Annotated in this window: 19 protein-coding genes, 1 tRNA gene and 1 pseudogene; 4 read left to right on the top strand and 17 right to left on the bottom strand. The window is 71.3% G+C overall.

Annotated features, from left to right (window positions below; all coding sequences use genetic code 11):
• Window positions 1-37 precede the first annotated feature (37 nt).
• The 11 genes from yajC to pgsA all read right to left on the bottom strand — a co-directional run bounded on the left by yajC (window position 38) and on the right by pgsA (window position 9262).
• Window positions 38-538: a preprotein translocase subunit YajC gene (gene yajC, locus LNW71_RS28280; protein WP_250970787.1), complete on the bottom strand. Its 501-nt coding sequence runs from the start codon at window positions 536-538 to the stop codon at window positions 38-40.
• A gap of 164 nt (window positions 539-702) precedes the next feature.
• The gene (gene ruvB / locus LNW71_RS28275) at window positions 703-1776 is read right to left on the bottom strand and encodes a Holliday junction branch migration DNA helicase RuvB (RefSeq protein WP_250970786.1); all 1074 of its coding nucleotides are present in this window, start codon (window positions 1774-1776) and stop codon (window positions 703-705) included.
• A gap of 94 nt (window positions 1777-1870) precedes the next feature.
• Entirely contained in the window at window positions 1871-2497 is a 627-nt protein-coding gene (gene ruvA, locus LNW71_RS28270) for a Holliday junction branch migration protein RuvA (protein WP_250970785.1), read from the bottom strand.
• Window positions 2494-3066, bottom strand: a complete 573-nt coding sequence (ruvC, locus tag LNW71_RS28265) for a crossover junction endodeoxyribonuclease RuvC (RefSeq protein ID WP_250970784.1) — start codon at window positions 3064-3066, stop codon at window positions 2494-2496. The genes ruvA and ruvC overlap by 4 nt, the downstream gene beginning before the upstream one ends.
• A gap of 133 nt (window positions 3067-3199) precedes the next feature.
• Window positions 3200-3952 carry a YebC/PmpR family DNA-binding transcriptional regulator gene (locus LNW71_RS28260; protein WP_250970783.1) on the bottom strand — a complete coding sequence of 251 codons (753 nt, stop codon included), beginning with the start codon at window positions 3950-3952 and terminating at the stop codon, window positions 3200-3202.
• Between the two features lie 61 nt (window positions 3953-4013).
• Window positions 4014-4607, bottom strand: coding sequence for a pyridoxal 5'-phosphate synthase glutaminase subunit PdxT (gene pdxT, locus LNW71_RS28255; protein WP_250970782.1), 594 nt, complete (start codon window positions 4605-4607; stop codon window positions 4014-4016).
• Between the two features lie 6 nt (window positions 4608-4613).
• Entirely contained in the window at window positions 4614-5531 is a 918-nt protein-coding gene (gene pdxS / locus LNW71_RS28250; protein ID WP_250970781.1) for a pyridoxal 5'-phosphate synthase lyase subunit PdxS, read from the bottom strand.
• Window positions 5532-5725: 194 nt separating this feature from the next.
• Window positions 5726-6271 (bottom strand): hypothetical protein, encoded by a 546-nt coding sequence (locus LNW71_RS28245; protein WP_250970780.1) that lies wholly within the window; start codon window positions 6269-6271, stop codon window positions 5726-5728.
• 221 nt (window positions 6272-6492) lie between these two features.
• Complete coding sequence (locus LNW71_RS28240; protein WP_250970779.1) at window positions 6493-7653, bottom strand: glycosyltransferase family 4 protein; 1161 nt, start codon at window positions 7651-7653, stop codon at window positions 6493-6495.
• A complete protein-coding gene (locus tag LNW71_RS28235; protein ID WP_250970778.1) occupies window positions 7650-8585 on the bottom strand; it encodes a phosphatidylinositol mannoside acyltransferase in 936 nt (311 codons plus the stop codon). Before LNW71_RS28235 ends, LNW71_RS28240 begins: the two co-directional genes overlap by 4 nt.
• Complete coding sequence (pgsA, locus tag LNW71_RS28230) at window positions 8582-9262, bottom strand: phosphatidylinositol phosphate synthase (RefSeq protein ID WP_250970777.1); 681 nt, start codon at window positions 9260-9262, stop codon at window positions 8582-8584. Before pgsA ends, LNW71_RS28235 begins: the two co-directional genes overlap by 4 nt.
• A gap of 322 nt (window positions 9263-9584) precedes the next feature.
• On the opposite strand from pgsA, the gene LNW71_RS28225 reads away from it, so the two are divergent.
• Both LNW71_RS28225 and LNW71_RS28220 read left to right on the top strand, forming a co-directional pair.
• A complete protein-coding gene (locus LNW71_RS28225) occupies window positions 9585-11810 on the top strand; it encodes an elongation factor G-like protein EF-G2 (RefSeq protein WP_250972175.1) in 2226 nt (741 codons plus the stop codon).
• A gap of 147 nt (window positions 11811-11957) precedes the next feature.
• Window positions 11958-13628: a hypothetical protein gene (locus LNW71_RS28220; protein ID WP_250970776.1), complete on the top strand. Its 1671-nt coding sequence runs from the start codon at window positions 11958-11960 to the stop codon at window positions 13626-13628.
• A gap of 81 nt (window positions 13629-13709) precedes the next feature.
• Here the strand turns inward: LNW71_RS28220 and LNW71_RS28215 are convergent, their stop codons facing one another.
• A complete protein-coding gene (locus tag LNW71_RS28215) occupies window positions 13710-14267 on the bottom strand; it encodes an HIT domain-containing protein (RefSeq protein ID WP_250970775.1) in 558 nt (185 codons plus the stop codon).
• A 59-nt stretch (window positions 14268-14326) separates the two neighbouring features.
• Between LNW71_RS28215 and LNW71_RS28210 the strand changes: the two are divergent.
• Window positions 14327-15007, top strand: a pseudogene (locus tag LNW71_RS28210) (potassium channel family protein); the annotation flags it as partial.
• 30 nt (window positions 15008-15037) lie between these two features.
• On the opposite strand, the gene thrS reads toward LNW71_RS28210, so the two are convergent.
• From thrS to LNW71_RS28195, 3 genes are all read right to left on the bottom strand, one after another.
• On the bottom strand, window positions 15038-17014 hold the full coding sequence (thrS, locus tag LNW71_RS28205) for a threonine--tRNA ligase (RefSeq protein ID WP_250970774.1): 1977 nt from the start codon (window positions 17012-17014) through the stop codon (window positions 15038-15040).
• Window positions 17015-17152: 138 nt separating this feature from the next.
• Window positions 17153-18418 carry a hypothetical protein gene (locus tag LNW71_RS28200; RefSeq protein WP_250970773.1) on the bottom strand — a complete coding sequence of 422 codons (1266 nt, stop codon included), beginning with the start codon at window positions 18416-18418 and terminating at the stop codon, window positions 17153-17155.
• Window positions 18418-18984 (bottom strand): DUF4365 domain-containing protein, encoded by a 567-nt coding sequence (locus LNW71_RS28195; RefSeq protein WP_250970772.1) that lies wholly within the window; start codon window positions 18982-18984, stop codon window positions 18418-18420. The genes LNW71_RS28200 and LNW71_RS28195 overlap by 1 nt, the downstream gene beginning before the upstream one ends.
• A gap of 190 nt (window positions 18985-19174) precedes the next feature.
• Between LNW71_RS28195 and LNW71_RS28190 the strand changes: the two genes are divergently transcribed.
• Window positions 19175-19900, top strand: coding sequence for a 3'-5' exonuclease (locus LNW71_RS28190; protein ID WP_250970771.1), 726 nt, complete (start codon window positions 19175-19177; stop codon window positions 19898-19900).
• 90 nt (window positions 19901-19990) lie between these two features.
• Here the strand turns inward: LNW71_RS28190 and LNW71_RS28185 are convergent.
• Window positions 19991-20062: transfer RNA gene (locus LNW71_RS28185), tRNA-Val, on the bottom strand.
• A 39-nt stretch (window positions 20063-20101) separates the two neighbouring features.
• The gene (locus LNW71_RS28180; protein ID WP_250970770.1) at window positions 20102-20548 is read right to left on the bottom strand and encodes an SRPBCC family protein; all 447 of its coding nucleotides are present in this window, start codon (window positions 20546-20548) and stop codon (window positions 20102-20104) included.
• Window positions 20549-20585: the final 37 nt, after the last annotated feature.

Genomic DNA, 20585 nt, shown 5'->3' with positions numbered 1-20585 from the left:
GGATGCCTGTGGGCTCACGGCATCCCCGGGTCGTGTGCTACTTCGCGTCGGCCTCGCCGTCGGACTTGCCGTCGGTCTTGCCGTCGGACTTCTTGTCGGCCTGGGTCTCGGTCGGCTCGGCGGTGTCCGCCTCGGCCTTCTTGTCCAGGTCGATCTTCGCGTCGTCCGAGGTGTGCGCGTCGGCGGCGTCGAGCTCGGTCAGCGAGGAGGCGTCGTCGGGCACGACCGGGCCGTCGACGTCGAGCTCCTCCGCCTCGTCACCGTGGACGATGCGGTTGTACTCCGCGTCGTCGAGGACGGCACCGATGGAGTTCTTGGCATAGACGGCGTGCACGCCGGGAGCGATCTCGAGGAGGACCGAGTCGTCGTGAAGCTCCTTGACGGTGGCGTACATGCCCCCGATCGTCCGGACGCCGGTACCGGGCTGCATTTCATTGCGCATGTTCGCAGCCGCCGCCTGCTTCTTCTTGGCGGACCGCGTCATCAGGAACATGGCCCCGATGAGCACGATGAAGGGGAGGAGAGTCACGGGATTCACGGGACGAGTTTCCTTCGCACGACCGCGCTGGAAGGCGGCCTGGTCTTCGGGGGTGGGTACACCGACCTTTAAGGGCGGCATCGGCGGAGTCTAAGCGAGTCCGCATCGATGGAACAACGCCCAGCATGGCACCGGGGTTCCTCTGCGGGCCAACCTGTGACTCATCACGCCCCGAACAGGCCCTGTTGTCCCTTTCCGCCTTGCTGCGGCGGAACCAGCCCGAGGTGGGCCCAGGCAGCCGGTGTGGCGACCCGTCCCCTCGGCGTCCTGGCCAGCAGTCCTTCGCGTACCAGGAAGGGCTCGGCGACCTCCTCGACCGTCTCGCGCTCCTCGCCCACCGCGACCGCGAGCGTGGACAGGCCGACCGGGCCGCCGCCGAACAGCTTCATCAGGGCGCCGAGCACCGCCCGGTCCAGCCGGTCCAGGCCGCGGGCGTCCACCTCGTACACCTTCAGGGCGGCCGCGGCGATGTCCCGGTCGATCCGGCCGTCGGCCTTGACCTGGGCGTAGTCCCGCACGCGGCGCAGCAGCCGGTTGGCGATCCGGGGCGTGCCGCGGGAGCGTCCGGCGATCTCGGCGGCGCCCTCGGCGTCCATCTCGACGTCGAGGAGGCGGGCGGAGCGGTGGATCACCCGTTCCAGTTCCACCGGGGTGTAGAACTCCATGTGTCCGGTGAAGCCGAAACGGTCCCGCAGCGGGGGCGGCAGCAGCCCGGCCCTGGTGGTGGCGCCGACCAGGGTGAAGGGCGGCAGTTCCAGCGGGATGGCGGTGGCCCCCGGTCCCTTGCCGACGATCACGTCGACCCGGAAGTCCTCCATGGCCATGTAGAGCATCTCCTCGGCGGGCCGGGACATGCGGTGGATCTCGTCGAGGAAGAGGACCTCGCCCTCCTGGAGCGAAGACAGGATCGCCGCCAGGTCGCCCGCGTGCTGGATGGCGGGGCCTGAGGTGATCCGGATCGGGGCGTTCATCTCCGCGGCGATGATCATGGAGAGGGTGGTCTTGCCCAGGCCCGGGGCGCCGGAGAGCAGCACGTGGTCGGCGGTGGCGCCGCGGGCGCGGGCCGCCTTGAGGACCAGGTCGAGCTGTTCGCGCACCGTCTCCTGGCCGACGAACTCGTCGAGGTCCTTGGGGCGCAGCGCCGCCTCGACCGAAGCGTCCTCGCCGTCCGCGCCGGCGCCGACGAGCCGCTCGTCGAGCAGCTCGTCGGTGTCGGGTCCGGTCTCGTCCCAGTTCATCTCGTCAGTCCCGCCTCGGGTGTTTCGGTGCCGGGCCGTGCGGTGCCCGGCCCGGGGTGTCGCGGTCCGGCGGGCGCGTGCCGCCGGGGCCGGCTCAGCGCGCGCGGTTGAGGGTCTGCAGGGCGGCCCGCAGCAGCTGCGGCACGGGCGGCTGGGCGCCGTCCGCGAGGGCCGCCTCCGCCTGCGGGGCCACTGCGGACACGGCCTCGTCCGCCTCCCTGGTCGCGTATCCGAGGCCGATGAGGGCGGCCTGCAGCTGGTCGCGCCAGGAGGAGGAGACCGCGGTGCCGATGCCCTGCTGGCCGATGTGGGCGCCGACCGGCTCGCCGAGTCTGTCCTTCAGTTCGAGCAGCAGCTTCTGCGCGCCCTTCTTGCCGATGCCGGACACGGCGGTGAGCGCCTTCTCGTCCCCGGTGGACACGGCGATGCGCAGGGCGTCCGGGCTGTGCGTGGCGAGCATGGCCTGGGCGAGCCGGGGCCCGACCCCGCTGGCGGTCTGGAGCAGCTCGAAGGTCTGCCGCTCGTCGTCGTCGGCGAAGCCGTAGAGGGTCAGCGAGTCCTCCCGCACGACGAGGGAGGTGGCCAGCTTGGCGTCCTTGCCGATGCGGAGACCGGCGAGGGTGTTCGGGGCGCACTGGACGGCCATGCCGATGCCGCCTACCTCGATGACGGCCGTGGTCGGGGAGAGCGCGGCCACTGGGCCGCTGACGAAGGCGATCATCGGGGGACCTTCCGGACGGGAACTGCTGCGGTGCGCGGGACGCGCGGGGTGCGGGCGGCGGCCGCGGCCGCGTGCGCCTGCTGGAGGCGGTTGACCGCGGGGGCGCGCCAGATGTGGCAGATGGCGAGGGCCAGCGCGTCGGCGGCGTCGGCCGGTTTCGGCGGGGCGTCCAGCCGCAGCAGCCGGGTGACCATGGCCCCGACCTGTGCCTTGTCGGCGCGGCCGCTGCCGGTGACGGCCGCCTTGACCTCGCTGGGCGTGTGCAGGGCGACCGGGATGCCACGGCGGGACGCGCAGAGCATGGCGACCGCGCTGGCCTGGGCGGTGCCCATCACCGTACGGACGTTGTGCTGGCTGAACACCCGCTCCACGGCGACGAATTCGGGGCGGTGCTCGTCGAGCCACTCCTCGATGCCGCGCTCGATGGCCACCAGCCGGTGGCCGAGCTCCGCGTCGGCCGGGGTGCGCACGACACCGACGCCGAGCATCGTCAGGGGACGGCCGGCGACGCCTTCGACGACTCCGACGCCGCACCGGGTCAGCCCGGGGTCCACACCGAGTACCCGCATGGGTCGTCCCCTCCCTGCCGATCGGTCAACTGTTCCCGCAGGCTATCGGCTCGCACTGACAATGCGACGGGCCGACGGGGTGTGTCCCCGCCGGCCCGTCCACGGAAAACTGCGCCGGTCAACCGACGACCGCTCAGGCGTCGACCTTCTCCATGACCTCGTCGGAGACGTCGAAGTTGGCGAAGACGTTCTGCACGTCGTCGCTGTCCTCCAGCGCGTCGATCAGCTTGAAGATCTTGCGCGCGCCCTCCTCGTCGAGGTCGACCTGCATGGTGGGCAGGAAGTTGGCCTCGGCCGAGTCGTAGTCGATGCCCGCCTCCTGGAGGGCGGTGCGGACCGCGACCATGTCGGTGGCCTCGCTGACGACCTCGTAGCTCTCACCGAGGTCGTTGACCTCCTCGGCGCCCGCGTCGAGCACCGCGCCGAGCACGTCGTCCTCGGACAGCTCGCCCTTGGCGACGATGACGACGCCCTTGCGGTTGAACAGGTAGGAGACCGAGCCCGGGTCGGCCATCGAGCCGCCGTTGCGCGTCATGGCGACGCGTACGTCGGACGCGGCACGGTTGCGGTTGTCGGTGAGGCACTCGATGAGCACCGCGACACCGTTCGGGCCGTAGCCTTCGTACATGATCGTCTGATAGTCGACGCCGCCCGCTTCGAGACCGCCACCGCGCTTGACCGCGGAGTCGATGTTCTTGTTCGGGACCGAGCTCTTCTTCGCCTTCTGGATCGCGTCCACAAGGGTCGGGTTGCCCTCGGGGTCCACACCGCCGGTGCGGGCCGCGACCTCGATGTTCTTGATCAGCTTCGCGAAGAGCTTGCCGCGCTTGGCGTCAATCACGGCCTTCTTGTGCTTCGTCGTAGCCCATTTAGAGTGGCCGGACATCTGCCTTCTCCTTCGCGTCACCAAATTCCGTACGAACCCGAGAGATCCTACCGGGATCGAGTCAGCCCGCTGCGCGCACCATGTCGACGAAGTACGCGTGGAGCCGGTGGTCCCCGGTCAGTTCGGGATGGAATGACGTGGCAAGGGCGTTTCCCTGCCGTACCGCCACGATATGGCCGCCGTGCTCGGCGATCACCTGGGCCTGCGCGCCCACGGATTCGACCCAGGGGGCGCGGATGAAGACGCCCTCGACCGGACCGCCGTCGATCCCGGCGACCTCGACGGCCGCCTCGAACGACTCGTTCTGCCGCCCGAAAGCGTTACGGCGCACGATCATGTCGACGCCGCCGATGGTCTCCTGGCCCGAGCGCGGGTCGAGGATCTTGTCGGCGAGCAGGATCATTCCGGCGCAGGTGCCGTAGACCGGCATCCCGGCGCGCACCCGCTCACGCAGCGGTTCCAGCATGCCGAACAGCGCCGCCAGCTTGGACATCGTGGTGGATTCGCCGCCGGGCACGACCAGGCCGTCGACCTCGGCGAGTTCCTCGGGCCGCCGGACCGGCCTGGCCAGGGCGTCCGCCGAGGCCAGGGCGATCAGGTGTTCCCGTACGTCGCCCTGGAGAGCCAGGACACCGATCACAGGGGTGTCGCTCATCAGTGACTACCAGCCACGGTTGGCGTAGCGCTCGGCCTCGGGGAGGGTGTCGCAGTTGATGCCGACCATGGCCTCGCCCAGGTTGCGGGAGGCGTCCGCGATGATCTTCGGGTCGTCGTAGAACGTGGTGGCCTTCACGATGGCGGCGGCGCGCTTGGCCGGGTCGCCGGACTTGAAGATGCCGGAGCCGACGAAGACGCCCTCGGCACCGAGCTGGCGCATCAGCGCGGCGTCGGCGGGGGTGGCGACGCCGCCCGCGGAGAAGAGGACGACGGGCAGCTTGCCGAGCTCGGCGACCTCCTTGACCAGCTCGTACGGGGCGCGGAGGTCCTTGGCGGCGGCGTACAGCTCGTTGTTGTCGTAGCCGCGCAGCCGGGCGATCTCGTTCTTGATCTGGCGCAGGTGACGGACGGCCTCGACGACGTTGCCGGTGCCGGCCTCGCCCTTCGAGCGGATCATGGCCGCGCCCTCGGCGATGCGGCGCAGGGCCTCGCCCAGGTTGGTGGCACCGCAGACGAACGGGGTGGTGAAGGCGAACTTGTCGCTGTGGTTGACCTCGTCGGCCGGGGTGAGGACCTCGGACTCGTCGATGTAGTCGACGCCGAGGGACTGCAGGACCTGGGCCTCGACGAAGTGTCCGATGCGGGACTTCGCCATGACCGGGATGGAGACGGACTCGATGATCTCCTCGATCATGGTCGGGTCCGACATCCGGGCCACGCCGCCGTCCTTACGGATGTCGGCCGGCACCCGCTCCAGGGCCATGACGGCCACGGCGCCCGCGTCCTCGGCGATCTTCGCCTGCTCGGCGTTGACGACGTCCATGATCACGCCGCCCTTGAGCTGCTCGGCCATGCCGCGCTTGACGCGGGCGGTGCCGGTCGCCGGGGACTCGGCGGACTGCGGGGTGGTGGACGTGGACATGGATCGACCTCACTCGGAGAAAGATGCTGAAAGGTGCAGGGCTGATGCACTGCTGAGCAAACTCTCCGGCACCGGTCCACAGCAAGGGCCAATAGCAGGCCGGTGGATCGTTTTGGCCCGGCCGCGCCGCGCACGGGAGCCGCCCGGGAAGCCCCGGCCAGGCGCCCCGGCCAGGCGCCCCCGCCCGGCGGGCGTCAGCTGACGGGGCGGGCGGCGAGGGCGACCGGGGGCTCGTCGTCCATCTCGAAAGCCAGCGGGAACGGGGCGTGTCCGGCCAGCCGGAACCAGCGCACCGTGCGGTGGCGGCGCAGCGCACGGGCGGCCCGTACCGCGTCGTTGTGGAACCGGCGCGCCATCGGGACGCGGCGGACGGCGGCGGCCAGCTCGGAAGCGGCGTCCTCGCCGCCCGGGATCTCCTTCACCGCCTCCACCTGGGCCGTCTCGCCGAAGACCGCACGCAGCGCGGTGCTCAGTTCGCTCTCGGCGACCTCGCGGTGCTCCTCCTCCGACTGGCGGGCGGCGTGCGCGGCCTCGTACAGCACGAGGGAAGCGGCCGGGTCGAGGACGCCGGAGGTGGCGAGTTCCTGGGTGACCGAGGCGCGGCGCAGCAGTTGCGCGTCGAGAGCGGCCCGGGCCGCGTCGATGCGGGTGTGCAGCCGGTCGAGACGGCCGGCGGTCCAGCTGAGGTAGAGGCCGATCGCGATGAGCACGACGGCTGTCCAGATAAGGGATTCGGTCACGGCCGAAGGCTACCGGCGACCGCGCACCGCACCGGCCTCCCGGAGGTGGGAGAACCTTCCGAAAACCGGAGAGCGCCAGTCCGCAGGCAGGAGGCCTGCCGCGCGCATCGGCCTGCGAGTGGTGCCCGCCTCGTCCGGGCCGGGCAGGGCGGGTGATGTCCGGGACCAGGCCCGTGTCCGTGGAGGTCGCGGACTGCCACCCGGCCTTCCCCCGGTCCGGATCAGTCCCGTGCCAGCCCGAACCGGGCCCGCAGCCCCGAGCGTTCGTCCGCGGCCACCGACGCCGCTCCATCCGCCACCGTCTCGTACACCGCGAGGATGTCGGCCCCGACCGTCGACCAGTCGAAGCGCCGCACGTGCGCGCTGCCGCGCTCCCGCAGCTCCGCGCGCCGCTCCGGGTCGCCCAGCAGCCGGATCGCCGCGCTCGCCAGTGCGTCCGCGTTCTCGTTGGCGAACAGCTCGCCCGCCGCTCCCAGGTCCAGGACCTGTGCGAAGGCGTCCAGGTCGCTGGCCAGGACCGGAGCGCCCGCCGACATGGCCTCGACCAGGATGATGCCGAAGCTCTCGCCGCCGGTGTTGGGCGCGACGTACACATCGACGCTGCGCAGCAGCCGCGCCTTGTCCTCGTCGCTCACCATGCCGAGGAACTCGACGCGCGAACGCATCTCCTTAGGCAGGGAGGCGACGGCCTCCTCCTCGTCGCCCCGGCCGGCCACCAGCAGCCTGGTGTCCGGACGTGCGGCCAGGATCGCGGGCAGCGCCCGCATCAGCACGGGCAGGCCCTTGCGGGGCTCGTCGATGCGCCCGATGAAGCCGATGGTGCCGCCCTGCCACTCGGCCCGGGGCTCGGCCCCGGCGAAGAAGCCGACGTCGACACCGTTCGGAATGACCACCGCGTCGCCGCCCAGGTGTTCGACCAGGGTCCGGCGCGCGTACTCGCTCACCGCGATGCGCGCGCTGATCTTCTCCAGCGCCGGCTGCAGGATCGGGTACGCGGCGATCATCGCCCGGGAGCGCGGATTGGACGTGTGGAACGTGGCGACGATCGGCCCCTGCGCGGCCCAGCAGGTCAGCAGCCCCAGCGACGGCGAGGTCGGCTCGTGGATGTGGATCACGTCGAACGTGCCGTCGTGCAGCCAGCGCCGCACCCGTGCCGCGGACAGGAAACCGAAGTTCAGCCGGGCGACCGAGCCGTTGTACGGGACGGGCACGGCCCGGCCCGCGGACACCACGTACGGCGGGAGCGGTGTCTCGTCGTCGGCCGGGGCCAGCACGGACACCTGGTGGCCGAGCCGGATCAGATGCTCGGCCAGGTCACGGATGTGGAACTGCACGCCGCCCGGTACGTCCCAGGAGTACGGGCAGACGATGCCGATCTTCACTGCTGGTCTCCGAGGGGTTCGAGGTCCGCGAGCCAGAGCCGTTGCAGCATGTGCCAGTCCTCCGGGTGCGCGGCGATTCCGGTGGCGAAGGCATCGGCCAGCGCCTGTGTCATCACAGACGTCTTCTCCGTGCGGTCGCCTGAGCCGGGCACCTCGACGGGCGGATGGATCCGCGCCTTCATCACCGGCGTGTCGTCGTAGTGGAGGGTGACGGGCAGCAGCAGCGCGCCGGTCTGCTGGGCCAGCAGGGCGGGTCCGGCCGGCATCCGGGCCGTGTCGCCGAAGAACGTCACCTCGACGCCGGAGGCCGACAGGTCACGGTCGGCGACCAGGCAGACCAGGCCGCCCTCCCGCAGCCGGCGCGCCAGCGTGCCGAACGCGGTCCCGCCGTTGTGCGCCAGCACCTCCATGCCCAGCCCCTGGCGGTACGCCACGAACCGGTCGTACAGCGACTCGGGCTTCAGCCGTTCGGCGACCGTGGTGAACGGGACGTTCAGATCCGTGGTGACCCACGCGCCCGCCAGGTCCCAGTTCCCCAGGTGCGGCAGGGCGATGATGACACCGCGCCCCGCGGCGAGCCCCTCGGTCAGCCGGTGCGCGTCCGTCACGTCTATGGAGGCCTTGATCCGCCGCGCACTCCAGGTGGGCAGCCGGAACGACTCCATCCAGTAGCGCATGTAGGAGCGCATCCCGGCCTTGGACAGCTCGGCGAGCCGGGCAGGGCTCGCGTCCGGCACGACCCGCGCCAGGTTCGACTCCAGCCGCAGCACGCTCTTGCCGCGCCGCTTCCACACCTGGTCGGCGATGGTGCGGAAGAGGGCGCGCGCGGCCGGTTCGGGAAGCTTCTTGACCGCGGCCCAGCCGAGCCCGTACAGCCCGTCGCTCAGCCGTTCCTTCGGGCCGGGCTCGGTGTCCCCTGGTGCACGGCTCACTGAGCGGCCTCGCTCCCCCGGTCCACCGTGCCCGACGTCCCGGCGGCCGCGTCGGCCTCCGCGGACTCGCGGCGCACCGTCACGACCCGCTGCACCAGCGTCACCAGGCTGCCCGCGGCGACGATCCACAGCGCGATCGGCAGCAGGATGTCGATGCCGGGCACGCCGAACTTGTGCAGACCCGCCAGACCGGCGGCCACCAGCGAGATCACCAGGCGTTCGGCGCGCTCCACGAGCCCGTTGACCGCCACCGGCAGGCCGATCGACTCGCCGCGGGCCTTGGTGTACGAGACCACCTGGCCGCTCGCCAGGCAGAAGATCGCGACCGCGCACACGATGTTGTCGTCGCCGCTGCCCGCGTACCAGAGCGCGAATCCGGCGAAGATCGCCCCGTCGGCGACCCGGTCGAGGGTCGAGTCGAGGAACGCGCCCCACCGGCTGGAGATGCCGGCCTGCCGCGCCATGTTGCCGTCGACGAGGTCGGAGAAGACGAAGATCGTGATGACGATCGTGCCCCAGAAGAACTCCCCCATCGGGAAGAAGACCAGCGCACCTGCCATCACCCCGGCCGTGCCGATCAGAGTGACCGCATCAGGACTGACGCCGAGGCGGAGCAGCAGTGCGGCGAACGGCGTGAGGACACGCGTGAAGAATGCACGCGCGTACTTGTTCAGCATGGCCTTCCCGAGGGTTCGGTGGGCCGGCTGGCCCCATCGGCCACCGGCTGGCCCATCGTAGTCACGACCGCCGCGCTCCACCGTCCGGGCACCCCAGGCTCCTGAGGCCTGTCGCCCGCGGCGTGCCCGGCAGCCGCCTCCCGCGGCCGCCTGCGCCGGGCAGCCGCGTGCGACGTATGGACGGGCCCCGGGCGGAGTGGAAAGCTCGGAGGTACCGCGGGCGTCGCCGTAGCCGCCGCGACGGCTCCCCGTGCCCGTGCAGCCACTCCCCACCCCGCGCCGGTGGTTCTCCCCCGGCGCCACCACCTGGGAGGCACGCACCATGGGCGACAAGGCACACGCACACACCGGGGCCGCCACAGGAGCGACGACGGCCGGCCACCCCTCCTCCGTACGGAACGTGGTACTGGTCGGCCACAGCGGCTCGGGCAAGACCACCCTCGTCGAGGCCCTCGCACAGACCGCGGGCGCGGTCAGCCGGGCAGGCCGGGTCGAGGACGGCAGTACGGTCTCCGACCACGACGCCATCGAGCACCGGCAGCAACGCTCGGTACAGCTCTCCCTGGTCCCCGTCGAATGGGGCGGGATCCGGATAAATCTGCTGGACACCCCGGGCTACGCGGATTTCGTCGGGGAACTCAGGGCCGGTCTGCGGGCAGCGGACGCGGCCCTTTTCGTCGTCTCGGCCGCCCAGGAGGCCGACTCCGTGGCCGGCGCCACCCGGGCCGTCTGGGAGGAGTGTGCCGCCGTCGGCATGCCGCGCGCCATCGTCGTCACCCACCTCGACACCGCCCGCACGCCGTTCGACGCGATGACCCGGGTGTGCGGCGAGATCTTCGGGGGTGACGACCCCGACGCCGTACTGCCCCTCTATCTGCCGGTGCTCGGCCCCGAGGGCGCGGACGGGCACGCACCGCTGACCGGGCTCACCGGACTGCTCTCCCAGCGGATCTTCGACTACTCCGGCGGTGAGCGGAAGGAGAACCCGCCCGACGAGGCCCAGCAGCCCCCACTGGCCGAGGCCCGTAACCGGCTCATCGAAGGGATCATCGCCGAGAGCGAGGACGAGACCCTGATGGACCGCTACCTCGGCGGCGAGGACATCGACATCCGGACACTCGTCGACGACCTGGAACGCGCCGTCGCACGCGGCACCTTCCACCCCGTCCTGACCGCGGCCCCCGCCGCGGGCGGCGCCCGGCAGGGAATCGGCACCGTCGAACTCCTCGACCTGATCACCGGCGGCTTCCCGACCCCCCTCGAACGCCCGCTGCCCGCCGTCACCGCCCTGCACGGCGCCGCGCTCCCCGCCCTCGGGTGCGACGCCGGGGGGCCACTGGTCGCCGAGGTCGTCAAGACGGCCTCCGACCCCTACGTCGGCCGGCTCTCCCTCGTACGCGTCTTCTCCGGCACCCTGCGCCCCGACGACACGGTGCACGTGTTCGGCCACGGACTCACCGACCCGGGCCACGAGGCCCGCCCCTTCCACGAGACCGAGATCCGCGTCGGCGCGCTCTCCTCCCCCTTCGGCAAGCAGCAGCGTCCCCGCACCGAGTGCACGGCCGGGGACCTCGCCTGCGTCGCCCGGCTGAGCGGCGCCGAGACGGGAGACACCCTGTCCGACCCGGACCGCCCGCTGCTGATGCAGCCCTGGACGACGCCCGACCCGCTGCTGCCGCTCGCCGTGCAGGCACGCGGCAAGGCCGACGAGGACAAGCTCTCCCAGGGCCTCGCCCGGCTCGTCGCCGAGGACCCGACCATGCGCCTCGAACAGAACCAGGACACCCACCAGACGGTCCTGTGGTGTCTCGGGGAGGCGCAGCTGGACGTCGCGCTTGACCGGCTGCACAGCCGGTACGGGGTGCAGGTCGACGCGGTCCCCCATCAGGTGGCCCTGCGCGAGACGTTCGCCGGCCCGTCCGCCGGACGCGGCCGGCACGTCAAGCAGTCCGGTGGCCATGGGCAGTACGCCATCTGCGAGATCGACGTCGAGCCGCTGCCACCGGGTTCCGGCATCGAGTTCGTGGACAAGGTGGTCGGCGGATCGGTACCGCGCCAGTTCATCCCGTCCGTCGAAAAGGGTGTCCGCGCCCAGGCCGCCCGCGGCGTCGTCACCGGGCATCCGCTCGTGGACCTGCGGATCACCCTGCGGGACGGGAAGTCCCACTCGGTGGACTCGTCCGACGCCGCCTTCCAGACCGCCGGCGCCCTGGCCCTGCGCGAAGCGGCCTCGGACACCCGCATCCAGCTCCTCGAACCCGTCGCGGAGGTCCGCGTCCTCGTCCCCGACGACTACGTCGGGCCCGTGATGAGCGACCTCTCCGGCCGCCGCGGCCGGGTCACCGGCACCGAACAGTCCGGGGCGGGGCGCACCCTCGTACGGGCCGAGGTGCCGGAGCTGGAGATCGGCCGGTACGCGGTCGACCTGCGCTCCCTGTCGCACGGCACCGGCCGCTTCGACCGCTCGTACGCCCGTCACGAGGCCATGCCCGCGCAGCTCGCGGACCGCGTGCGCGAACAGCGGCGGAGCGGCACGAACGGCGCGTAGGAGCCCCTGGCGGCCGCGGTTGTCCACAGGGCCGGACGCCGTATTGATCCGGACGATACGCTGGGGTCCCAGCTCAGAAAGTGTGCCGGGCACGGCAGTTGGGAAACAGCCGCAGAAGCGGTTCCTTGGCGGCGAGTGGGGGCGACAGTGGCCAGCAACGGATTCGATTTCTCTCCCGGAGCGCAGATTCCGCTCCAGGGAGCGGCGGGGGCGGCGGTGGCGACGAACGCCCTCGCCTCCGCCGCGTACCGCGACAGCCCGGTGGACGAGATCCTCAAGGCCAACAGCGAGTGGCACAAGTCCGAGGTGAAGGCCGGCCGTTCCAGGCTCTTCAAGTCCGACTACTTCAAACCCAACCTCGGCGAGGCCTTCTCCCGCGCCGTGCAGGAACGCACCCTGGGCGGCGCCCGCAAGGCCCTGATCCAGTCCTTCGGCAGCGACCCGCAGACCGTCGTCGAGCACTGCCTGTCCGCGAGCCGGCTCCGCAAGGCGCGCGACACGAAACTCACCGCGGTGACGGCCCTGTTCGGCTTCGTCTTCCTGCCCGGGATGCTGCTGTGGGTCATCGCGTTCGCCGTGCGTGACTCCTTCACGAAGACGAAGGACAAGGCGCTCTCCGGCCTGGGGAACGCCCTGCTGCCCATCGTCGCCATCGGCGTGGTGTTCCTGCTGGTCAAGGCGCCCCTCACCGGGTTCCTCGGGCTGTACGTACGGGCGGCTGCCGTCGCGCCCGTCATCGGCTGGCTGATCGCCAAACGAATCGCCGAGACGTCCGCCCAGGACATGCGCGCCCGCTGGGAGGGGCTGCTCTCCGGCGGCGGTGTCATCGCCAAGATCCCCGAAGCCGTGCCCAAGAACCCCAGCGAGACCGCCCGTGAGGCGCTCCGGCAGGGCCTGGAGAAGCTCTCGGCCGAGCAGCAGTCCAACGCGGTGTTCTACGCCGGTCCCAAGGGCATCCTCGGCATGGGCACCCGCTGGGGCAGCTGGCAGCTCGCGGAGGACCTCGTCGCCAAGGACCCCGGCAAGGAGTTCCACCAGTTCCGCAGCTGGGACCTGATACGCGTCATCCACGACCAGCTCAAGATGCTGGAGCGCGGCCCGCTGAACACCGGCGGCTTCCCCAAGCCCTCGGTCACCCACTGGATCGTGTCGCCCGTCGGTGAGAACGCCGACGCGGTCTCCCGCCCCGAGGGCGAGGACGTCGCGACCTTCCAGATCAAGCCGCACGAGATACAGCGGATCTGCAACCACCAGCAGTTCGGCGGCGGCGACCGTCACTACCTGGGCGTGCAGTTCACGCTCTGGGACGGCCAGCTGGTCATCACCATGATGATCACCGTCACCGTGCTCTTCGAAACCCTGCGCATCGAGGTCACCGGACACGCGCTGGGTCCCGTCCATTCCCTGTTCACCAGCAAGCCCGCCGCGAAGACCAGGACGGTCAACAAGACCGTCAAGTTCTGGGAGACCCGCGACATAAAGCTGTCGCTCGTCGACGCCCACGAGGTCGTCCGCCTCGCCCTGCGCGCCCCGTTCACCTGGTATCCGCCGGTGCTGGACTACCTCGGCGGCAAGATCACCCTGCCCGAGCCCTTCGGTCTGCGGCACGCCTGGGCCGAGAAGCCGTGGCGCCACCGCTTCATGGCCGACGACGCGATGCGTGCGGCCACACCCGTGCTGCGCGTGGTGCACAGCGCCGCCATGAAGGTCCTCGAGGAGAACGGCGTCGACACCGAGCGCTTCGGCAACCGGTCGTCGATACTGAGCGGCCTCGTCCAGGACCCCACCCCGCGCAAGGCCGACCTGTACGACGCGTAGTCACCGCACGCGGACACACGCAGGGCGCCCCGGAGGCCGGGGCGCCCTGTGGTGAAGTGACTGCGGTGTCCGGACGTCCGGTCAGAGGGGCCAGGCGTCGGCCAGCATCTTGCGGGTGTCGGCCAGCAGCTGCGGCAGCACCTTGGTGTGGCCCACCACCGGCATGAAGTTGGTGTCACCGCCCCAGCGGGGCACCAGGTGCTGGTGCAGATGTGCGGCGATGCCGGCGCCGGCCACGGCGCCCTGGTTCATGCCGATGTTGAAGCCGTGCGCCCCCGAGGCCGCACGCAGCGCGGTCATCGCGCGCTTGGTGAAATCGGCGAGCTCCACCGTCTCCGGACCGTCCAGCTCGGTGTAGTCCGCGACGTGCCGGTACGGCACCACCATCAGATGCCCGCCGTTGTACGGGTACAGGTTGAGCACGGCGTAGACCCGCTCGCCGCGTGCGACGACGAGCCCGTCCTCGTCCGACATCGACGGGATCGCACAGAACGGACAGCCGTCGCCGGCCTCCGGACCGGTCGGCTTGTTCTCGCCCTGGATGTACGCCATCCGGTGGGGCGTCCACAGGCGCTGGAACGCGTCGGGCGTCCCCACTCCGATCTGCTGCTCGGGCTCACTCGTCATGCCGATCAGCATATTGCTTCCCCCGTGCCGAGCGTGTCGCCGGGGCCCGACCCGTTCCCGCACCGCGATGCTTGGCCGATGAGCGACCGCACCACGGCCCAGTCCCTCCCGCTCTGACCCGATGGGAGCAGCGCGCCGAGGCGCCGCTCTTCGTCGCCTCGCTGCTGTTCCTGCTCGGCTACGCGGCCCGCGTCCTCGTCCCGCACGACGCCGGGCGCTGGCGCGACCTCGCTCTCGCCCTGGTGTGTGCCACCTGGCTGCTCTTCGTCATCGACTACGCCGTGCGGATCCGGCTCAGCGGTCTCGGCCACCGCTTCGTCCGGCGGCACTGGCTGGACACGGTGGTGCTCGTGCTGCCGCTGCTGCGGCCGCTGCGCATGGTCAAGGTGTACTCGGCCGTCCAGAAGCGCCGCGACGAGCCCCGGCTGAGCCTGTACGCGCGCGTGATCTCCTACGCGGGCATGACGTCCGTGCTGCTCGGCGTCTCGGCCGCCCTCGCCGTCTACCACCTGGAGCACGACGCCCCGGGTGCCTCGATCCGGACCTTCGGCGACGCGGTCTGGTGGGCGTGCGCGACGCTCACGACGGTGGGGTACGGGGATGCCGTACCGGTGACGCCGGGCGGCCGGCTCGTCGCGGCGTTCCTGATGGCCTGCGGGCTGGCACTGCTGGGGGCGGTGACGGGTTCGTTCTCGTCGTGGCTGATCCAGGAGTTCCGGCGGGAGGACGAGAAGGGGCCCCGGCGAGCGGGTAGCTCGGCGGGGGCCCGTACTCGTTGCCGATCAGACCTGGACGCGGTCCGCGACGGCCTTCGCGATCTTGGCGAGGGCGTCCTCGACCGGGACGCCGTTCTCCTGCGACCCGTCGCGGTAGCGGAAGGAGACGGCGCCGTTGGCCATGTCCTCGTCGCCCGCGATGATCATGAAGGGCACCTTGGCGCGCTGCTGGTTGCGGATCTTCTTCTGCATCCGGTCCGAGGAGGCGTCCACGTCGACCCGCAGCCCCTGCTTGCGGGCCTTGGCGGCGAACTCCTGGAGGTAGGGGATGTGCGCGTCGCCGATCGGGATGCCGACCGCCTGGACCGGGGCCAGCCACACCGGGAACGCACCCGCGTAGTGCTCCAGGAGCACCGCGAAGAAGCGCTCGATGGAACCGAACAGGGCGCGGTGGATCATGACCGGGCGCTGCTTGGTGCCGTCGGGGCCGGTGTACTCCAGGTCGAAGCGCTCCGGCAGGTTGAAGTCGAGCTGCACGGTCGACATCTGCCAGGTGCGGCCGATGGCGTCCTTGCACTGCACGGAGATCTTCGGGCCGTAGAACGCGGCGCCGCCCGGGTCCGGGACCAGCGGCAGGCCCTGCTTCTCGGCGACCAGGCGCAGCGTCTCCGTGGCCTCCTCCCAGACCTCGTCCGAGCCGACGAACTTCTCCGGGTCCTTGGTGGAGAGCTCCAGGTAGAAGTCGGTCAGCCCGTAGTCGCGCAGCAGGTTGAGGACGAAGGTGAGTGTCCGGTCCAGCTCCTGCGCCATCTGCTCCTTGGTGCAGTAGATGTGCGCGTCGTCCTGCGTGAATCCGCGCGAGCGGGTGAGGCCGTGCACGACGCCCGACTTCTCGTACCGGTACACCGTGCCGAACTCGAAGAGGCGCAGCGGCAGTTCACGGTACGAGCGGCCCCGGGCGTCGAAGATCAGGTTGTGCATGGGGCAGTTCATCGGCTTGAGGTAGTAGTCCACCCCGTCGTCGAGCTGCATGGGCGGGTACATGCCGTCGGCGTACCAGTCCAGGTGGCCGGACTTCTCGAAGAGCTTGCCCTTGGTGGCGTGGGGGCTGTAGACGAACTCGTAGCCCTCCTCCTCGTGACGCCGGCGCGAGTAGTCCTCCATGGCCCGGCGGATGATGCCGCCCTTGGGGTGGAAGACGGCGAGGCCGGGGCCGATCTCGTCCGGGAAGGAGAAGAGGTCCAGCTCGCTGCCGAGCTTGCGGTGGTCGCGCTTGGCGGCCTCCTCCAGGAACTCCAGGTGCGCCTTGAGCTCGTCCTTGGTCGGCCACGCGGTGCCGTAGATGCGCTGCAGCATCGGGTTCTTCTCGCTGCCGCGCCAGTACGCGGCGGCGTTGCGCATCAGCTTGAACGCGGGGATGAGGCGGGTGGTCGGCAGGTGCGGGCCCCGGCAGAGGTCCTTCCAGCACAGCTCGCCGGTCTTCGGGTCGAGGTTGTCGTAGATGGTCAGCTCGCCGCCGCCCACCTCGACGTCCGCGCCGTCGTCCGAGGAGGCGGCGCCCTTGATGCCGATGAGCTCCAGCTTGTACGGCTCGTCGGCGAGCTCCTCGCGGGCCGCCTCGTCCGTCACGACCCGGCGGGAGAACCTCTGCCCCCGCTTCTGGATCTCCTGCATCTTCTTCTCGATGGCCTTGAGGTCCTCGGGCGTGAACGGCTTCTCGACGTCGAAGTCGTAGTAGAAGCCGTCCTTGACCGGCGGGCCGATGCCCAGCTTGGCCTCGGGGTGGAGCTCCTGCACGGCCTGCGCCATGACGTGCGCGGTGGAGTGGCGCAGGATGTTCAGGCCGTCCTCGGACGAGATCAGGACGGGCTCGACACTCTCCCCGTCGGCGAGCACGTACGCGAGGTCCTTCAGTTCACCGTCGATGCGGGCGGCGACGACGGTGCGCTCGCCGGGGAAGAGCTCGGCTGCCGTAGTGCCCGTCGTCACCACGCGCTCTTCCCGCTCGGAATCGCGTTGGACGGTCACGCGGACGTCTGACACCGGTCTCTCCTGACTCAGGGGGCGCGGCGCATTCCTCCTGCGCACGCAAGAGGAATCGTACCGAGCCGACGGCCCCTTAGCGAAAGGGCCGGGGAAGGCCCGCGAGAGGAGGCGGGGTCCCGGCGGCTTCCGCCCCCGCTATTCGCCGGTGCAGGCCTCCTCGAAATAGTCGACGTTCTCCTGGAGCGACTTCATCAGCCGGTCCCGCTCCGCCTCGTCGACCTGTACCGGGACCACCTGCGAGGCACTGCTCAGGCGCCGGAAACCGCCCCGGCTCTCCAGCCTGCCCTCCACCCGCACCGGCAGCCCCACCAGGTGGGCGTGGCCCGCGATCCGGTACGCCTCCTCGTCGAGCTCCATCCGTACGTGCGGGACCTCGGCGCCGGCCAGCACCCGCAGCCGCACGATGCCGGCTCCGCGCGGTCCCGAGCGCCGCATGCGTACGACGGCGCCGGTGATCCGTACCGTCACCGCGGGTTCGTCCCGGAGGTAGCGGGCGCCCGCGCCGCGCAGTGCGGGCAGGTCGCCCGGGGAGAACTCGACCGGTTCGGGGCGGGCCGGGCAGCCGTCGGGGGTGCCCGCGGCGGGCGCCCACTCCAGTGCGATCCCGGCGCCCTCCGAACCGCGGACGAGGGCGACGACGGCCTCCGTCAGTTCGCGGCTGACACCGGCCTCGACGGCGCTGTCGAAGGCATCCATCCGGCCGGTGGCCCGCTGGTAGTCGACGGCCTCCCGGGTCGCGTGCAGGGCGTGGTGGAGCCGTACCGCGACGGGGCGGCCGGCCTCGACGGGGACGAACGCGGTGAGGTCGCGGCCGCCCGGTGCGGGTCCGACGAGGACGGAGCCGAGCGCCGCGAGGGCCCGCCGGCGGTGGCGCGCGCCGTGGTACCCGGCCCGGCCGCGGACGGCCAGGGCGCCGGCGAGCAGCATCTGGCGGGCCGCGCCGTGCAGCTGTTCCGCTCCGGTCCAGCTGGCCGCGCCGGCGGTCCCGGCAGCCGGTTCGGGGGCCTCGCGCCACCAGCGGATCTCATCGCTGGGGACGGCGAGGGAGACCAGGATGTCGCGGGCGGAGGGGGCCGCGCTGCGGGCCAGTGCGGTCAGGGCCTCCCCCAGCAGGTCCTCGCTGTCGGGAAAGGCACGGGTGTCGGGGACGAGCAGGCTGGTGGGGCCACCGGGCGGTCCTGGCGGGGTCCAGCGGCTGTAGCGTCCGGCGGCCCCGCCGCGCCGCCGCCAGCCGTGCCGTGCGAGCAGGGCGGCGAGCACCGCGGGATCGACCCGGGCCGGGTCGGGAAGGCTGCCGCCCGACGGCGAGCCGGCGGGCCAGGGCCCGGCGGGTTCGGTGGGGTGGGGTCGTACGACTGACGGGATCGCTTCGTTGACGGACTCGTCCATCGGCCGGTGCATCAGGGTCTCCCTCCCGCCCCGACACGGGTCATGATCTCGCAGAGCGCTCGGTCGTCGAAGATGCGCGAGGTCGGGATCCGCACGGTGGTCCGGTGCCGGCCGGTCACCGCGTGGCCGGCCAGATTGGTCCAGTAACAGCAGTGCCGCAGGTCGAGGCGGTCGTGTCCGGCGCGCAGCCAGTCGTCCTGGCTGCGGGGCACGAGCATCACGACCAGGATCTTGTGCACCGACACGGGCGTCCGGGCGAGCTTCACGAGGTGTGCGTTGTCGAGCGTGAAGGCGAACGTCGCGCCGGGTGGGCGGGCCGGTATCTGGTAGGTGCATTTCAGCTGGACCTTGATGGTCACCTCGTCGTCGACGACGTGGCCCGGGGCGCCGTGGCTGACATGCCAGTCGATGCCGTTGTCGGGGAAGGGCTGCGACAGGGAACACCCCGCCGCGGCCGCGACCGCGTGCAGGTAGCCCACCTGGAGGGTCTCCATGCAGGCGGTGGTGGCGAGTGCGCCGCGCAGCGGTGCGATCCGCTGGGGCAGCAGCCCACTCGGGTCGGGCTGCGCGAGCGCCATGGCTCCGTGTGCCTTCCGGGCTGTGCCGATGGGTTGTCGACGCGGAGGCGGTAGCAACTTCCTTCCCCGTCACCTGTGTTGTCACCGCAGAGAGCCGCCCGCAAACGGCGTATCAGGCAAAGGGTGCGGGTATTACCGAACCGGGCAGAGAAATCACACCATCTGCCGCTCGGGCGCGAGGAGTTCGGGGATGACTCATTGGTACGAAGGGCCGCTGGCCGCATTCGACACCGAGACGACAGGCGTTGACGTCGAGGAGGACCGGATCGTTTCGGCCGCCCTCGTCGTCCAGGACAGTGCGGGCGGGCGGATGCGCGTCACCCGCTGGCTGGTGAATCCGGGGGTGCCGGTGCCCTTGGGGGCCACCGAGATCCACGGTCTGACCGACGACCACCTCCAGCGCAACGGGCGGTGGCCGGCGCCGGTGGTGGAGGAGATAGCCCGGGCACTGGCCGAGCAGAGTGCGGCCGGCCGGCCGCTGGTGGTGATGAACGCACCGTTCGATCTGACGCTGCTCGACCGGGAGCTGAAGCGGCACCGGGCGTCGTCGCTGGCCGGCTACCTGGAGAGCGCGCCGCTGCGCGTGCTGGATCCGCGGGTGCTCGACAAGCACCTGGACCGCTACCGCAAGGGCCGGCGCACGCTCACGGATCTGTGCGAGCTGTACGGGGTGGTGCTGGACGGGGCACATGACGCGGCCGCCGACGCCGCCGCCTCGCTGGAGCTGGTCAGGGCGGTGGGGCGGCGGTTCGCCAACCGGCTGGAACGGCTGACCCCGGCGGAGCTGCACACGCTGCAGGCGGTCTGGCACGCCGCCCAGGCCCGCGGGCTGCAGGCCTGGTTCACCAAGAGCGGCACACCGGAGACGGTGGACCCGGCGTGGCCGCTGCGCCCGGAGCTGCGCGCCGCGGCGTGAGCGGGCGCGACCGGGGCTGCCGCGGGAGACGGCCCCGGACACGCAGAAGCCGGTCCGTCGGTGCTGCTGACGGACCGGCCTCTCCCGGGGTGGGCGATACTGGGTTCGAACCAGTGACCTCTTCGGTGTGAACGAAGCGCTCTCCCACTGAGCTAATCGCCCGGGAACGGGTTGAACCATACAGGGCTCGGCGGGTGTGGTTCAAACCGCTTCCAGCCGAGCCGCGAGCCCCCGGCGCCCGGCCCGCATCATCAGGGCGTGGTTAGCCCGGAACACGGCGCGTCCCGGCACCGCGAGCACCCGCATCAGCCTCCTGCGCACGTCCACCTCCTGCTCGTACGTGGCACGGCTCCCGGCCCCGTGCGGGGTGACGGTCCAGCGGGCCCAGCCCTCCAGGTGACCGGTGAGGGTGACCTCGAGGATCCCGCTGCCCGGATCGCGGTGGCGTGCGCGGACCGTCATGACCAGGTCGTACGGGAGCAGGGAGCGGATCCGGGTGATCCCGGAGGCGTCGTCGACGGGGGTGACCTCGCGGAACTGCGGCCACCACTGCGGGTAGTGCTCCACGCGTTCCAGTAGCTCGTACACGGCGGCGGGCGGGGCCGAGAGGTCCCAGATGCTCACGAATCGGTAGTGACTCCAGTCCATGCGTCCAGGATGCGCATACTCAGCCGGGGATCTGAGT

Source organism: Streptomyces sp. RKAG290, assembly GCF_023701695.1.
In the GTDB taxonomy this organism is placed as follows: domain Bacteria; phylum Actinomycetota; class Actinomycetes; order Streptomycetales; family Streptomycetaceae; genus Streptomyces.
The sequence above is the reverse complement of the archived record's forward strand: the minus strand, read 5'-3'. Positions and strand labels throughout refer to the sequence as shown.

Coding starts and splice junctions, on each gene's coding strand:
- LNW71_RS28260 (WP_250970783.1), bottom strand. CDS start 3,952: ATGTCCGGCCACTCTAAATGGGCTACGACGAAGCACAAGAAGGCCGTG.
- LNW71_RS28195 (WP_250970772.1), bottom strand. CDS start 18,984: ATGGCGCTCGCGCAGCCCGACCCGAGTGGGCTGCTGCCCCAGCGGATC.
- LNW71_RS28190 (WP_250970771.1), top strand. CDS start 19,175: ATGACTCATTGGTACGAAGGGCCGCTGGCCGCATTCGACACCGAGACG.
- LNW71_RS28215 (WP_250970775.1), bottom strand. CDS start 14,267: ATGCTGATCGGCATGACGAGTGAGCCCGAGCAGCAGATCGGAGTGGGG.
- pdxS (WP_250970781.1), bottom strand. CDS start 5,531: ATGTCCACGTCCACCACCCCGCAGTCCGCCGAGTCCCCGGCGACCGGC.
- ruvB (WP_250970786.1), bottom strand. CDS start 1,776: ATGAACTGGGACGAGACCGGACCCGACACCGACGAGCTGCTCGACGAG.
- ruvA (WP_250970785.1), bottom strand. CDS start 2,497: ATGATCGCCTTCGTCAGCGGCCCAGTGGCCGCGCTCTCCCCGACCACG.
- LNW71_RS28200 (WP_250970773.1), bottom strand. CDS start 18,418: ATGCACCGGCCGATGGACGAGTCCGTCAACGAAGCGATCCCGTCAGTC.
- ruvC (WP_250970784.1), bottom strand. CDS start 3,066: ATGCGGGTACTCGGTGTGGACCCCGGGCTGACCCGGTGCGGCGTCGGA.
- pdxT (WP_250970782.1), bottom strand. CDS start 4,607: ATGAGCGACACCCCTGTGATCGGTGTCCTGGCTCTCCAGGGCGACGTA.
- pgsA (WP_250970777.1), bottom strand. CDS start 9,262: ATGCTGAACAAGTACGCGCGTGCATTCTTCACGCGTGTCCTCACGCCG.
- LNW71_RS28225 (WP_250972175.1), top strand. CDS start 9,585: ATGGGCGACAAGGCACACGCACACACCGGGGCCGCCACAGGAGCGACG.
- LNW71_RS28180 (WP_250970770.1), bottom strand. CDS start 20,548: ATGGACTGGAGTCACTACCGATTCGTGAGCATCTGGGACCTCTCGGCC.